The organism is Paraglaciecola sp. L3A3 (assembly GCF_009796765.1).
Classification (GTDB): domain Bacteria; phylum Pseudomonadota; class Gammaproteobacteria; order Enterobacterales; family Alteromonadaceae; genus Paraglaciecola.
Genome location: NZ_CP047023.1, coordinates 2,797,854 through 2,813,094 on the forward strand (window position 1 = coordinate 2,797,854; position 15,241 = coordinate 2,813,094).

At 38.8% G+C, this 15,241-nt stretch carries 14 protein-coding genes and 4 tRNA genes; 6 read left to right on the forward strand and 12 right to left on the reverse strand.

Annotated elements, in window-relative coordinates:
• Positions 1-514: 514 nt before the first annotated feature.
• The 12 genes from GQR87_RS11670 to otnK all read right to left on the reverse strand — a co-directional run bounded on the left by GQR87_RS11670 (position 515) and on the right by otnK (position 8,618).
• Positions 515-967: a transposase gene (locus tag GQR87_RS11670; RefSeq protein WP_158969508.1), complete on the reverse strand. Its 453-nt coding sequence runs from the start codon at positions 965-967 to the stop codon at positions 515-517.
• A gap of 969 nt (positions 968-1,936) precedes the next feature.
• Positions 1,937-2,023: transfer RNA gene (locus GQR87_RS11675), tRNA-Leu, on the reverse strand.
• Positions 2,024-2,109: 86 nt separating this feature from the next.
• Positions 2,110-2,196, reverse strand: a tRNA-Leu gene (locus tag GQR87_RS11680).
• Between the two features lie 49 nt (positions 2,197-2,245).
• A tRNA-Cys gene (locus tag GQR87_RS11685) sits at positions 2,246-2,319 on the reverse strand.
• Between the two features lie 44 nt (positions 2,320-2,363).
• Positions 2,364-2,438 (reverse strand) — tRNA-Gly (locus GQR87_RS11690).
• A 294-nt stretch (positions 2,439-2,732) separates the two neighbouring features.
• A complete protein-coding gene (pgsA, locus tag GQR87_RS11695) occupies positions 2,733-3,296 on the reverse strand; it encodes a CDP-diacylglycerol--glycerol-3-phosphate 3-phosphatidyltransferase (RefSeq protein ID WP_158969510.1) in 564 nt (187 codons plus the stop codon).
• An 82-nt stretch (positions 3,297-3,378) separates the two neighbouring features.
• Positions 3,379-5,205 (reverse strand): excinuclease ABC subunit UvrC, encoded by a 1,827-nt coding sequence (gene uvrC / locus GQR87_RS11700; RefSeq protein ID WP_158969512.1) that lies wholly within the window; start codon positions 5,203-5,205, stop codon positions 3,379-3,381.
• Positions 5,206-5,219: 14 nt separating this feature from the next.
• On the reverse strand, positions 5,220-5,864 hold the full coding sequence (uvrY, locus tag GQR87_RS11705; RefSeq protein WP_158969514.1) for a UvrY/SirA/GacA family response regulator transcription factor: 645 nt from the start codon (positions 5,862-5,864) through the stop codon (positions 5,220-5,222).
• A 57-nt stretch (positions 5,865-5,921) separates the two neighbouring features.
• Positions 5,922-6,155 (reverse strand): hypothetical protein, encoded by a 234-nt coding sequence (locus GQR87_RS11710; protein WP_158969516.1) that lies wholly within the window; start codon positions 6,153-6,155, stop codon positions 5,922-5,924.
• Between the two features lie 201 nt (positions 6,156-6,356).
• Complete coding sequence (locus tag GQR87_RS11715) at positions 6,357-6,665, reverse strand: putative quinol monooxygenase (protein WP_158969518.1); 309 nt, start codon at positions 6,663-6,665, stop codon at positions 6,357-6,359.
• A 34-nt stretch (positions 6,666-6,699) separates the two neighbouring features.
• Positions 6,700-7,338 carry a 3-oxo-tetronate 4-phosphate decarboxylase gene (otnC, locus tag GQR87_RS11720; protein ID WP_158969519.1) on the reverse strand — a complete coding sequence of 213 codons (639 nt, stop codon included), beginning with the start codon at positions 7,336-7,338 and terminating at the stop codon, positions 6,700-6,702.
• Entirely contained in the window at positions 7,329-8,618 is a 1,290-nt protein-coding gene (otnK, locus tag GQR87_RS11725) for a 3-oxo-tetronate kinase (protein ID WP_158969521.1), read from the reverse strand. The genes otnC and otnK overlap by 10 nt, the downstream gene beginning before the upstream one ends.
• Positions 8,619-8,729: 111 nt before the next feature.
• Here otnK and GQR87_RS11730 point away from each other — a divergent pair, with 111 nt between their 5' ends.
• The 6 genes from GQR87_RS11730 to GQR87_RS11755 are packed head-to-tail and all read left to right on the forward strand — an operon-like array spanning position 8,730 to position 15,203.
• Complete coding sequence (locus GQR87_RS11730) at positions 8,730-9,833, forward strand: isocitrate/isopropylmalate dehydrogenase family protein (protein ID WP_158969522.1); 1,104 nt, start codon at positions 8,730-8,732, stop codon at positions 9,831-9,833.
• A 17-nt stretch (positions 9,834-9,850) separates the two neighbouring features.
• On the forward strand, positions 9,851-10,852 hold the full coding sequence (locus tag GQR87_RS11735) for a tripartite tricarboxylate transporter substrate binding protein (RefSeq protein WP_158969524.1): 1,002 nt from the start codon (positions 9,851-9,853) through the stop codon (positions 10,850-10,852).
• An 11-nt stretch (positions 10,853-10,863) separates the two neighbouring features.
• Positions 10,864-11,649, forward strand: coding sequence for a tripartite tricarboxylate transporter TctB family protein (locus GQR87_RS11740; protein ID WP_158969526.1), 786 nt, complete (start codon positions 10,864-10,866; stop codon positions 11,647-11,649).
• Positions 11,650-11,651: 2 nt separating this feature from the next.
• Positions 11,652-13,160, forward strand: a complete 1,509-nt coding sequence (locus tag GQR87_RS11745; protein WP_233267250.1) for a tripartite tricarboxylate transporter permease — start codon at positions 11,652-11,654, stop codon at positions 13,158-13,160.
• A complete protein-coding gene (locus tag GQR87_RS11750) occupies positions 13,157-14,188 on the forward strand; it encodes a Gfo/Idh/MocA family protein (RefSeq protein WP_158969528.1) in 1,032 nt (343 codons plus the stop codon). The genes GQR87_RS11745 and GQR87_RS11750 overlap by 4 nt, the downstream gene beginning before the upstream one ends.
• Positions 14,189-14,231: 43 nt before the next feature.
• Complete coding sequence (locus tag GQR87_RS11755) at positions 14,232-15,203, forward strand: SMP-30/gluconolactonase/LRE family protein (RefSeq protein WP_158969530.1); 972 nt, start codon at positions 14,232-14,234, stop codon at positions 15,201-15,203.
• Positions 15,204-15,241: the final 38 nt, after the last annotated feature.

The following is a 15,241-nucleotide window of genomic DNA, read 5'->3' on the forward strand; positions in this document are numbered from 1 at the left end:
CTTTAGCCCATCTGCCTATTATCCAAATTTGATATTATTGACGGTATATATGCCGACCTACCTAACATGACGCCCTAAAGGGCGACCTACATAAATATTAGCCCCATAATGAAGCATGAATATCTAAAGGGCGTTCTACGATTTTGTAGGTTGGGCTTTAGCCCATCATCATATATCTAAATTTGATATTATTGACGGCATAAATGCCAACCAACCTTACATGACGCCCTAAAGGGCGACCTACATAAACAATAACCCAACATGAGGTTTGACAATCTAAATGGTGCTTCGATTCTGTAGGTTGGGCTTTAGCCCATCAGCCTATGATTCAAATTTTATACTGTTGACGCCCTAAAGGGCGACCTACAAAAATAATAACCGAATATGAGGCATGAATATCTAAAGGGTTCTACGGTATTGTAGGTTGGGCTTTAGCCCATCAACCTCATATGCAAATTTTGTATATTGGCGGTATAAATGCCGACCTATCAAACATGACGCCCTAAAGGGCGACCTACAAATATACTGAATTCCAAAATGGGTAATCGTTAAGGTGTTTCACTAAACCTTTTCTTAATGGATTAGCGACAATATATCGCGCTATAGTTTTTCTATCATCTTCATCCCGTAGCGCACGATCATAAAACGAAGACTGCCAAACTTTACCATTCCTACTTATTTTCTTATTAACTCTAAAACCGCTGACTCCTTTTAAAGCCCCCACTACTTTTGACAAGTTAGAGCCTTTATTACCTAAGCGTAATAAACCGTGAAAATGGTCTGGCATTAATACCCAGGTTAACCAAGTACAATGATGTTGAGTTTCATTAACGTTAATCTGTCGACAAAACAAACACGCTAAATTGAATTCACTAAAATAGCACTGTCGGTTTTGTGTGTTAAAGGTTATGAAGTATTCGCCGTGAGCCTGCGAATAACGGCCTTTTCTTAAATCATCCCATGACATCGTTCTCTCCTTTGTAGGTTGGGCTTTAGCCCATCTCGCTATAATTCAAATTTTGTATGTTGACGGCATAAATGTCGACCTATCAAACATGACGCCCTAAAGGGCGACCTACATAAATAATAGCCCAACATGAGGTTTGACTATTTCAAGGGTGTTCTACGGTTTTGTAGGTTGGGCTTTAGCCCATCAACCTGTGATTCATATTTTGTATGTTGACGGTATAAATGCCGATCTATCAAACATGACGCCCTAAAGGGCGACCTACAAAAATAATTGCGCAACATGGAGGTTTGACAATCTAAAAGGTTCTTCGATTCTGTAGGTTGGGCTTTAGCCCATCTGCCTATTATTCAAATTTGATATTATTGACGGCATAAATGTCGACCTACCACACATGACGCCCTAAAGGGCGACCTACATAAATAATAACCGAATATGAGGCATGAATATCTAAAAGGTTCTACGGTATTGTAGGTTGGGCTTTAGCCCATCAACCTATTATTCAAATTTCAAATTATTGACGGCATTAATGCCGACCTATCAAACATGACGCCCTAAAGGGCGACCTACATAAATATTAGCCGAATATGAGGTATGACAATCTAAATGGTGCTTCGATTCTGTAGGTTGGGCTTTAGCCCATCAACTTTAGCTATGAAAATATAAAGGTTGTGAACACCTGAACCGCACGCGTAGCGTCGGTTTAAGTACAGCTATTTACCTGAACTTAAGAGATATTTTAATGTTTGGATTGATCTAAATACTTGAAGGTATAAATGGTGCCAAGGCGTCGGAAAATATTTTAGGGAACAATATTTGACAGCTTCAGCTGGTCTGCGTAGCAGATGAACAACATGGATGTTGTGAACACCTGAACCGCACGCGTAGCGTCGGTTTAAGTACGGCTATTTACCTGAACTTAAGAGATATTTTAATGTTTGGATTGATCTAAATACTTGAAGGTATAAATGGTGCCCGGGGCCGGACTTGAACCGGCACGTCCTTACGAACGAGGGATTTTAAATCCCTTGTGTCTACCAATTTCACCACCCGGGCATCGGGGGGATACTTACAAAAATTGTAAGTTGGTAATATTAAAGCATTTTAAATTTTTGAATACACATATACATGAATGTATAAAATGGTGCCCGGGGCCGGACTTGAACCGGCACGTCCTTACGAACGAGGGATTTTAAATCCCTTGTGTCTACCAATTTCACCACCCGGGCATCGAGGGGTACTTGCTAAATTAACAAGCTGGTATTACTAAAGCAATAATGGAGGCGGAACCCGGAGTCGAACCGAGGTCCACGGATTTGCAATCCGCTGCATAGCCATTCTGCCATTCCGCCATAGCTTTTATCATAAAACAAAAATACTTTATTTTATAAAAATTTGGAGCGGGAAACGAGATTCGAACTCGCGACCCCAACCTTGGCAAGGTTGTGCTCTACCACTGAGCTATTCCCGCTTCGTTTATTGCGCACCCTGTGCGACTTATTTAGGTTGTAACATAATTAAATGTTACTTTGAAATACATCCTGTTATTCACCATTCGAGTAAACTTAACCCGTTTTTTACTTAGTTTTCTTGGTAACTTTGACTAACGTTTTTGCGTTTTGTCTTGCTCTCCTCAAACTGTGGGGGCATTCTACATCGACAATCAGAAGTGTCAACAACAAAAAGTATCTTTTTGAACTGACTGGCTGAATTTTAAACCGAAAGCGCTAAAAACAGACAATTTGATTTTTTTGTAGCCAACTAATTAACTGTTTTTTTGATCTTTCCATGCCGCCATAGTGTATTCGAGCATAGACCAAAAAGATAAAATAGCAGCAAAATACAATAAACCATAACCTAGGCTTACCCAATAAATAGGGACCCCCATAAAATATTCTAGTTCAGACAGCAAACCAATTAGAGCTAACATTTGTGCCATCGTTTTTGCTTTGCCGGTGAAATTAACTTTTACTAAGTCTTGTTTACCTTGCTGCCCCATCCATTCTCGTAATGCCGAGATATAAATTTCTCGAAACATTAATAACACAGCAGGAATAGTGATCCACAGGCTGGCGTAACTATGAGTAATTAATAATAACGCCGCGGCAACTATCAGTTTATCGGCTACAGGGTCTAAGAAAGCCCCAAAAGCAGTGGTTTGATTAAGTTTTCGGGCAAGGTAGCCGTCAAACCAATCAGTTATAGCAGCAAACCAGAAAATAAAAGCTCCTGCTTGGTGAGCCCATTTCCAATCTAAAAAATAAACCACTACAAACACTGGGATCAGTAACACTCTGACCATGGTAATAATATTAGGAATTGTCCACATTTACTCGTCTCAGTATTTCTTTGTTATATATTTTAAATATTCATTATCGCTATTAACCCATAAGCAGGCTTTTTTTCATAGCTCAATTATGAATATGTTCATAAATTGTATCTGCTAATTCAACACTAATGCCAGGTACTTTGGCAATTTCGTTTTTACTCGCTTGTAATACTCCGTGTAAGCCTCCCATGTATTTTAATAAACTTTGGCGACGCTTAGCGCCCACTCCAGGTATAGATTGTAATTTAGATGTTGTCTTTTCTTTCTGACGTCTCTGTCTGTGACCTGTAATCGCAAAACGGTGGCTCTCATCACGAATATGTTGAATAAGATGTAACGCAGGGTTATCTGATTGCATAGGAATAGTAGCGCGACTGCCAGCCAAAATCAGGGTTTCAAGGCCAGCTTTACGACTGGTACCTTTTGCGACACCAATTAATAAAGGTTTTTTCGCGTGTTTCCAATCAGCAAAATATTCTTCAGCTTGGGTCAATTGACCTTTACCACCATCAATAAATAAAATATCCGGAATTTTACTCTCTTCTTTAACATTACGGTAACGACGAGCTAACGCTTGGGCCATAGCGGCATAATCATCGCCTGGGGTAATGCCCTCGATATTAAATTTTCGATAATCGGTTTTATAGGGCCCTTCCCTATTAAACACTACACATGAGGCAACAGTTTGTTGCCCAGAGGTATGGCTGATGTCAAAACATTCCATGCGTTGTATTGGGGTTTCAAATTGAAGAATTTTTTCTAACTCTAGATACCGGGCAAACACAGACTTTTGATGATTTTGTCGAGATTCTAGTGCGGTATCGGCATTAGTATTGGCCAAGTCTAAATATTTGCGTTTTTCATCTCGGACGCCTTTAAAAAATTGAATTTTTCGGCCAGCCTCTGCAGTCAGTAGAGCTTCGATAGAGGTTTGCTCTTCTATCGCGCAAGGGATAACAATTTGTTGGGGGATTAGTTTATTGCCAGCTAAATAAAATTGTAAGATAAAAGATTGAAATACTTCTTCGGCAGTTGATTCACTGGGTACTTTGGGATAAAAACTTTTACTACCCAATAGTTTGTTGTCACGAATAAACAACCCTTGAATACAGGCTATCCCATTACGATAGGCAAACCCGAAGACATCCATTTCTTGTTGTTCACCACTGACCCACTGCTGCTCTTGAACTTTATTCAGAGCAGAAATTTGATCACGATAACGAGCGGCAGCTTCAAACTTTAATGTTTGGCTGGCTTGTTCCATTTTGCTAATTAGAGAATCGATTACTTGTTTATTTTTACCCTTTAAAAATAATCTAGCTAGTTCTACCTGCTGATTATAATCTTCATCACTAATATATCCTTCAACACAAGGTGCTGAACATCTCTGCAATTGGTGCTGTAAACATGGGCGAGTTCTGGCTCGATAATAGCTGTCTTCACATTGGCGAATGGGAAATAATTTTTGCATGGTATTTAAACTTTCACGCACAGCCCATGCACTAGGGTAAGGACCAAAATATTCACCTTTGTGTTTTTTCGGTCCTCTATGATTACTTAACCTAGGATGAGTATGTGCAGACAAAAAGATGAAGGGGTAACCTTTGTCATCACGCAATAAAACGTTGTATCTAGGCTTATATTTTTTGATAAAATTGTTTTCAAGAATAAAAGCTTCGGTTTCGCTATGTACAACAGTGACGTCCATTTCGACAATTTGTTTAACTAAAGTACGGGTTTTAGCACTGTCAACTTTGTCTCTGAAATAACTAGCCACACGTTTTTTAAGGTTTTTCGCTTTACCTACATAGATGACTTCTTCTTTCTGGTTGTACATCCGGTACACACCAGGTTGATGAGTCAAATGTTTTAGAAAGGATTGGTAGTCAAACGGTTCTGGAGTACTCATTTAAAATGTCTAAATTACAGCATTTCTGATTGGATAAGTTTGTGCCTTAAAGCTAGATGAGTTAGCTCTACATCTGTGCTTATATTTAATTTTTCAAACAAACGATAACGGTAAGTATTCACAGTTTTGGCACTTATATTCAAATAAACTGCTATGTCTGGTACTTTTGCCCCTTTTGTCAACATCATGGTAATTTCTAACTCTCTATCAGAAAGGGCTTCGAACGGGTTACCACTTTGTAAATTGAGTTGACCTATTGCAATTTGTTGGGCTATATCTGGTGATACATATTTTTGTCCAGAATGTACTTTATAAATAGCTCGGATCATTTCATTAGGATCAGAGTCTTTGGTCAGATAACCATAAGCACCTATTTGCATGACTTTTGCTGGAATCGGGTTTTCTTTGTGCACTGATAAAACAATCACTCGTGTGTCTTCCGAGAAACGTAAAATCTGTTTAGTTGCTTCAATGCCGCCCATACCAGGCATACTCATATCCATTAGCACTAAATCAGGAGCATTGGCTCGACAAAATTTTACAGCATCTTCGCCATTGGTAGCTTCACCGACCACATCAAAATCGTCTACATCTTCCAGTATTCGTCTTATACCAGTTCGAACTAATTCATGATCATCAACTAACAATAGTTTAATCAAAGTACGGCCTTTTTTGTTGCTTTTGTTTAACTAATGAATACAGCATTAAGATAAATATTAGCGATATAAATGTTCACTTAGTCTATTCCAACCTTGAATAGTATCAGCTAATCCTTGCCCTATGTTATATGCATAACAGCGTTTAACTTTACAACCAATCAGCCAACGATCTCGGCATCCGGGAATGCGTTCAGGTTTTGTGGGCATGCCTCCACATCGACAACCTATTGGGGTATATCTAACTTGTGCTTTGGCACTTAAATTACTTCTTTTTCTTTTTAGCAGTTTCATAATTGATATTTTTTACAACTGTCAATTCAGCAACCAGCATAAATCATTAATTAAAAAAGCCAAAGAAAAACCCGACAACTAAAGCTAGTTTTGCCACAAAACCTGCATAAATAGTGATTATTTACACAAAATATTATGACATTTGTTATCGGCAGTATAAAAATACAGCAACTATGGTTTACTAAGGAATATGTAGAATAACTAAAGGATGGGATCACATGCGGTTTTGATGGTGGCAAAACATTCTACTTCTTTATTTAACACCATAGGCGCCACTTTATTTGCAAAAGATTTAAAATGCTCTGACACTAAATGCAATGTAAAGTCTTGTTTACTGGCGTAAATTTCATATAAATAAATCAAACTTGCTTTGTCTTCTGCATGACACACATCAAACTGTAAGCAGTTTTCTTCAAGGGTTAAAGAATCTTCTGCTTGTTTTAGCATCAACTCGGTGAATTCTGTTAGTTGACTCGGTTCAACATCAAATTTTACTGTGACTACGTACATTTTATTTTCCTAGATAACCAATTAAGAGATAGTTTTATTTTTTAAATTTATTCAGTAAAAAATTAATTTGTTCAGCCGTTAACGTATTGGCATTCTCATTTTTTAATAATAAAGCTAATTTACAACTTTCTTCCAATTCTTCCATGCCATAAACACAAGACTCAACAGTTTCGGCAGACACTATAGGCCCATGATTAGCCATAATTATGCCTGCATGCTTAGCCGCAACTTTACCTACAGATTCAGCTAAAGCATCATCACCTGGGGCAAAATAAGGCACCATGGCAATAGGCCCTAAACGCATGGTTAAATAAGGGGTAAAGGTAGGGACAACATTACTGTTATCTGTTGCAGATATGCAAGACAAAGCTGTCGCATAAGTCGAATGCAAATGTATGATACATCGATCATTAGGTCTTTGATCGTACATAGCTTTATGTAATCTGAATTCTTTTGATGGAGGTAACCCTTTTAATAGAGTGCCATCTAATCCAACAACCGATAACTCCTCTGCATTTAAAAAGCCAAAGCAGGTATTCGTGGGTGTCATCACCCAAGCGTTTTCTATCCTGACACTCATATTGGCAGACGCGCCAGATGTTAATCCACGGTCGAATATTGACTTTGCAAAAGCGACAATTTGTTGTTTGGCAGTGTGTTCGTCTAAGAACATGTTAATTTCCCCTTGGCTTTTTGAAAAAAGTCTGTTTGACCAAAATTTCCTGATTTTAAAACTAAATGAATTGGGTTGTCTTCTACCGTTTGTACAATTGGCACACTAGGTACTATGCTCGAGCCTATTTCAAAAACAGTTATATCTAAAGCTTTAACCACAGCACCAGAGGTTTCTCCTCCCGCAACTATTATATTTTTGACATTTTGTTGTTTGGCAATTATGGCTAACTGGCAAAAAAATTGCTCAACCATCTCAGCAGCCGCTTCCCTGCCTAACTCCGCATGCACTTTTTGAACACTCAAAGCATCAGCGCTGGCGTAAATGATTGGACTAGCAGGCAGATTATCTAACATCCATTGACTGACAGTTTCAATACTCTGCTGACCGGTATAAATGTCTATTGGATTTAATTGTAATGATGGATGCTGTTGTTTATATGTAGCGACTTGTTTTTGGGTCATAGCAGAACAACTACCACTAAAAATAACCACAGGTTTATCACTTAAAGGTCCAGCATCTTGCTGTTGTGCAAGTTTACCGCCTTTAGCCATATACTCCGCGGCTAAATCTATGGCTAAACCAGACCCCCCAGTAATTAACTTAAATTGGCTAACACTATGCGCAATGGTAGTTAAGTGCTGTGTATTTAAAGCATCGACAATAATGTATTCAGCTTTATTAGCTGCGGTTTCTAATGCTTTAGTTAGTTCAGTTTCGCCTTGTTCGACAATATCTACGTTTACGACTTGTGCTTGTCCTTGGCCTTGAGACTCTAATAAACGTTTCAATTGTGATTCTGTCATTGGGGTTAAGGGATGATCTTTCATCGGACTTTCACTTAACAGTTGTCCATTAACAAAAAGATAACCGTTGTAAACAGTTCTACCATTTACAGGTAATGCTGGACATACCACTGTACTCGAGACCTGTAAGGTATCCATTAACGCGTCAATCACAGGGCCAATATTCCCTTCAGCGGTTGAGTCAAATGTAGAGCAGTATTTAAAAAAGAATTTTTCACACCCTTGTTGAACTAAGTATTCTGCACATTTCACACTATCATTAACGGCTAAATTGACAGCACAGGTTCGTGACTTTAATGCTATGACTACTGCATCGTATGGAGATAAATCAATATTTAAGCTGCTATCTGGTAATCCATTAAGTTGTATTGTTTTTAATCCACTGGCGACCAAAAAACTGGCTAGATCAGTGGCACCAGTGTAATCATCTGCAATACAACCCAACCAAGGGTTTAAAACTAATTTATTTATCATTATTTACCTAATATTTGTCTAGCATTAGCAAATCTATTACTTTATATTAACATCAATTGGGGTTATTATATTACAATTAAACGAAAAATATAGAGAAACTTAGAGATAAATATGACAAAAACAAATTTTACAATCACAGTACTTCCAGGTGACGGCATTGGACATGAAATCACAGAAATCTGCTTAGACTTATTAAATGAAGTCGCTACAAAAGTAGGAAATATTGAACTAGATTTTCAAAGCTTTGCCGCTGGAGCCGCCCATTATAAAGAAACTGGCGTGTCTTTACCTGATGAAGCGATGCAACATGCCTTTAATAGTGATGCCACTTTATTAGCTTGTATGGGATTACCGAGCATTCGTTATCCAGATGGTCGAGAAATAGCGCCACAACTAGAGTTACGAGAAAAAATGGACTTGTTTGCCGGGGTCCGCCCAGTTAGAACCATGCCGGGTCTACCTCTACCTTTAACTTCAGAAGCCGCTAAAAATCTAGACTTTATATTAATTAGAGAAAGTACAGAAGGTTTATTCGCCAGTCGCGAAAACTTTAAGATCGAAGGCGAAGGGGAATCTGCAGCGGCCTATGATACGCAAAAAATCAGTTATCAAGGTTGTAAACGTGTGTTTGATTTTGCCTTTGAATTAGCGACACAACGAAAATCTCAGGGCTATCAAGGTAAAGTCACTTGTGTAGATAAAGCCAACGTTTTAGGTTCATTTTATTTCATGCGCCAAGTGTTTGATGAAACGGCTAAAAATCATACAAATATAAAAGCGGAACATATATATGTTGATGCAGCTGCATTACAACTTGTAGCAAAGCCTTGGCAGTTTGATGTATTAGTCACTGAAAACATGTTTGGTGATATTTTATCTGACTTAGGTGCTGGTTTAATGGGCGGCATGGGTATGGCTCCTTCAGCAGATATAGGCTTCGAAAAAGCAGTGTTCCAGCCATGTCACGGCACAGCGCCAGACATAATTGGTCAAGGTAAAGCGAATCCAACCGCTATGTTTCTTTCTGGCGCAATGATGTTAAATTGGTTAGGGCATAAACATGATAATAAACAATTGATAAAGGCAGCAGTTTTACTTAATAAAGCTGTGGAAAATGCCTATGCCAGTGAAGAACTTTTACCTTTCGAACTGGGTGGCACTTCTGGCACCAAAGTGATTAGCGATAAAGTGTTTTCTGAATTAGCCAAGTTATAAAATAGGAACCGATAATAATGAAAAAAGTGGCCTACCTGTTAAGTTTTATTCTATGTGTTGTCGCAATACAAGCCAATGCCAAAAGAGCTTATCCAATTCGACCCATTACTAATACTGTAGTCTGGTCTGCCGGTGGCGGTACAGATTCTATTAATCGTATGTTGATGGCTGAAATGGCTAAGGAATTAGATGTGCGAATCAATGTTGTTAATAAAACCGGTGGGGTGTCCGGCTCTATTGGCATGAGTTCGATACTGAGAAAAAGACCCGATGGTTACAATTTAGTCGGTCTTTCAAGTTCTAATGTAGTGGCGGCGGTGAACGGCGGATGGAAAGAAAAATTTGATGTGTGGTCACCTTTCATTGTCGGCAGTTCACCTGATGTTGTGTCTGTACCTTACGACTCACCATACAAGACCTTAGATGATTTAATTCAGGCTGCAAAGACAACCTCTGTAAATGCCTCTGCTGGTGGTATGGGTGGCATCCACCATATCTATTTATTAGAGTTGGAAAAAGCCACAGGGGTTAGTTTTAAATATATTCCTTATCCGGGCTCAGCTCCTGCACAAACTGCAGCGATAACTAAGGAAGTTGATTTTGTTATTACTTCTATGGCCGAACAAGCTCCCCTGTTAAGAGGAAAAAGGTTGCGGGCGCTAGCCATGTTACATCCAGATAATTACACATTAGAAGGTGTAGGTGAAATCACGACTGCTTTTACCTCCTACCCCGCTTTGGCTAAACGCTTACCGCTAAGCCAAGCAATTGGATTTGCAGTTAATAAAAAAGCGCCTAAAGAAGTATTATCCACCTTATCGACGGCATTTAACAAAGCTATGCAATCGAATAAAGTACAAGAGTGGGCTAAACAGAATCATTATCAACTATCGGGCATGTCTGGCCAGGAAGCTGAACAAGAGTTTGCTCGTTTGGAGTCAATTTTTACTTGGGCTCTAGATGATTTAGGCGCTAACAAAATATCGCCAACTCAGTTCAACATTTCTAAACCTAATTAAGAATGATAAACATGAGTGACAAGGATCCTAACAAAGCAAAAGACCGGCAATATGACTTTAAGTTTGTCATCGTTTTACTGCTTATATTGGCTTATATACTTAAAATTACTCTGTCGTTCCCTATGTCAGGTAGTTATGGTGGGGTCGATAACCAGTGGTACGTATCGCCTGCTTTATTCCCGTTAATTTTATTAAGTGCGTTATTTTTATGTTGTAGCGCCTTATTTTTTAGCGCTTTAAAAGGTAATGGGGCAAAAAACTTTTTTAGTTTGCCTCATTGGTTTGGTGATAAAAACAATCAACACACAAAAGATAGATGGCTGATTATTGCTTTATTGATTGTGTATGTTTATATATTGATCCCATCCACTGACTTTTATCTAGCCACCACAATCTTTGTTGCCTCTTTGACTAGCATCTTTTATTTACAGCTAAACAATTGTAGAAAATGGGTCATAACAGTGAATTGTCTGTTGGTGATTAGCTTGGTAAGCATACGCACTATATTAAAAGAAGATCCGTCCATTGGTATTTTGGATATTAATGACTTAGAAAATAGTATTTTATATTGTGATATTAGTACAAGTGTAGCACTACTAATTTTACTAGGTTGGCAGATAAAAGACGGATTTAGTTCACATAGAACTAAGCTTATTTATACGGGAATTGCGGTGATTGTTGTGCCTTTGATTTTAGTCATGATGTTTAGCTTTTTACTTTATGTACCCATGCCAGTTGAATATGGCAAGGTTATCAGTTTTCTTAACTGGTTAATCTACGAACAGTTAGGACTTTAATTGTGATTGAACAGTTTTCTCAGTTTTTTAATATTTTACTGGATTTGGTTAGCACCCCTTCCAATCTAGTGGTGTTATTTGTCGCCAGTTTTTTAGGTATCATTTTTGGTGCTATGCCTGGCTTAACCGCTACTTTAGGAGTCGCCCTGTTAACCGCTTTAACTTATGGCTTAGGTGCTGATACCGCTTTGCTGGCATTGTTAGGTTTATATGTGGGAGCCATTTATGGAGGTTCATATCCAGCCATTTTGATTAATATCCCGGGTACTCCTGCTGCCGCAGCGACAGCAATGGATGGATACCCATTAACCTTAAAAGGCCAAGCAGGTAAAGCCTTAGGGTTAACCACTACAGCTTCTTTCATTGGTACTATCATTGGTTTACTATTTTTAGTCACACTGTCACCATTAATTGCCAGCTTAGCCTTACAATTTACTTCTTGGGAATTTTTCTTACTCGCCTTATTAGGCATAGTATTAAGTGGTAGTTTAACCTCCCCTGACTTAGTGATTAAAGGCTGGATTATGGGCTTACTTGGACTATTCTTAGCCACTGTTGGCCGTGACGCTTTACAGTTTTTCCCTCGTTATACTTTTGACCAACCCCAATTAGACAGTGGCCTTGAAATTGTGCCGGTACTGATTGGCGCATTTGGTATTCCTCAAGTGATCAGAGCATTAACTACTAAATCAGTCAAAAAGCCACCTGCATTTGTCGGCAATATCATGCCTGAATTTAAAGCAATTAGGCGTAATCTGAAACACATTTTTCGTTCCGCCACTATTGGCGTGAGTGTAGGTGCTGTGCCAGGTGTGGGTGAAGATATTGCCGGTTGGGTGTCTTATTCTACTGCCAAAAAAACCAGTACCAAAGAACAACAAGCTGAGTTTGGTAAAGGCTCAGAAACAGGTATCGTCTCCTCAGAAACTGCCAATAATGCTTGTGTAGGCGGAGCCTTAATACCTCTTTTAACCTTAGGCATTCCTGGCAGTCCACCTGCCGCCATGTTACTGGGTGCATTGTTATTACACGGTATTACTCCAGGCCCCAGTATTGAAATTGATCATCCTAACTTTTTACTTGAAGTCACCGCAATTATGGTGCTGGCTTCATTTGCAATGTGGGCCAATGGTTTATTAATGGCCAAACAAGTATTAAAAGTTCTGCAATTACCCACTGCCTTATTTATTCCTGTCGTTGCTGTGTTATGTATTTTGGGAGCTTATGCTCTTAACTTGAACATGTTCAGCCTCTATATCATGGTGCCCATTGGTATCATTGCCTTTATTTTGGGTGAGATGAAATTCCCTATTTCACCATTAGTAATAGGTTTGGTATTAGGCGGTATGGCCGATGAAAGTTTACGTCGTGCGTTATTATTAAGTGAAGGCAGCTTTCTACCCATGTTTGAACGCCCTGTCGCTGTTGTACTGGTCATCGTTATGACCATATTTATCTTGGCTCAATTTACATGGTTTAAGCGTTTGCTACCTAGCAAGGACAAAAAATGATTCAACAAAAGTTAAAGGTAGCCTGTTCTGGGACAGGATATTTTAGTCAATTTCATTACCAGGCTTGGTCTAGAATTGATCAGGTCGACTTAGTGGGGGTATGCAACCGTACCCTACAATCAGCTGACGACTTTGCTAAAAAATACCAAATAGACCATAGTTTTGATGATCTAGAAAATATGCTAAAGAAAACTCAACCAGATCTATTAGATATTATTACGCCGCCAGCGACTCATTTAAACTCAGTCAAGATAGCGGCTAAATTAGGTATAGATGTAATTTGCCAAAAACCATTTGGAGAAACCTTAGAGGTGGCTAGACAAATGGTCGAGATAGCAGAGCAAGCTGGTATTAAACTTATAGTACATGAAAATTTTCGCTTCATGCCTTGGTATCGTAGCATCAAACAAACCTTGGATACTGGTGTTTTAGGTGAGGTTTTAAACGCTGAATTTCGCTTGCGTACTGGCGATGGTCAAGGGCCCGAGGCCTATTTATCTCGCCAGCCCTATTTTCAACAAATGCCTAAGTTTTTAGTGCACGAAACGGCTATCCACTTTATTGATACTTTTCGTTATTTATTTGGCGAACCTAAATCAGTTTATGCCGATTTACGCCGCTGTAATCCACACATTAAAGGTGAAGACTCAGGTATAATATTGTTCGGTTTCGATAATAATTTACGGGCCATCTTTGATGGCAACCGTTTATTAGATCACGCCACCACTAACCCTAGGCGCACTATGGGCGAGCTGAGTATTTGTGGAACCAAAGGAGAACTCACCCTAGATGGCGAAGCTCGAATTTGGTTACGTGCTTTTGCTGAAGATAAAAGTAAAGAATTGGTTTATTCATGGAATGACCAAAATTTTGGTGGCGATTGTGTATTCAATACCATAGAGCACATAGTTGAACATTATTTAGCTGCGGGAAAATTAGAAAATACTGGTAAGCAGTATCTACAAAATATTCTGTTAGAAGAAGCCGTTTATCAATCTGCCGCAGAATCTCGCAAAATCAACCTATAAATAACTTAATCAATCCTAGTTATTAATTACAAAGAAGCCCAACATGTTACCTCTATCTGACATAAAGTTTTTTGCACAAGGTTTAGTGCGTCCCGAATGTGTTTTGGCCACGGCTGATGGTTATTTTTATACTGCTGATTTTCGAGGTGGTGTATGTAAAATCGGTCCTGATGGTAATCACCAACTCATATTACCTAAGGAAAGTAACGGCTGCCCAGAATTAAAACCAAACGGTATCTGTTTGTTAGAAAATGGTGACTTTCTTATTGCTCATTTGGGCGATGAAATTGGTGGCATATATAGACTAACGCAAGATGGCGTAGTTTCGCCATTTATTACACATACTGATGGAAAACCTTTACCCCCTTCTAATTTCATTTATTTAGATCACCAAGGTAGGTTGTGGCTTACAGTCAGTACCCGAAAAATACCTAGAGCTGACGCTTATCGTTCTGACGTGAGTGATGGTTATATTGCATTAATTGAAAATGGCCAAGCCACAATTGTCGCCGATAACATAGGTTATACAAATGAAGTGTATGTGACTGAAGATGGAGCAAAACTTTTTGTTAACGCGACCTTTACTAGAGAAACACTTAGCTTTGATATCACAGCAGATAATCAACTGATTAATAGAAAAGTCGTTGCCTCTTACGATAAAGGTATTTTTCCTGATGGATTAACTATGGATACTGAAGGTTATTTGTGGGTAACCAGTATAGTTAGTAATACAGTGCTGCGGGTCGATCCAAAAACTGGGCTCAGCCAAGTCATATTAGAAGACAATGATGCAGCCCATTTAACTTGGGTAGAAGAAGCTTACAAAGCCCATACAATGGGCCGCCCTCACCTAGATAATGTCAAAAGCCAAGTGCTGCAAAATATTAGTTCATTAGCCTTTTGTGGAAATAATTTATCGACTTTGGCCTTAGGGTGTTTACTTGGTAATTCCATTGGTAAAATTGAATCTAACTTTTCAGGTGTAAAACCAGCTCATTGGAATTTTGATGGTTAATTAAAGCTAAAATGTGAAACAGTTAGATAGAAAAATTT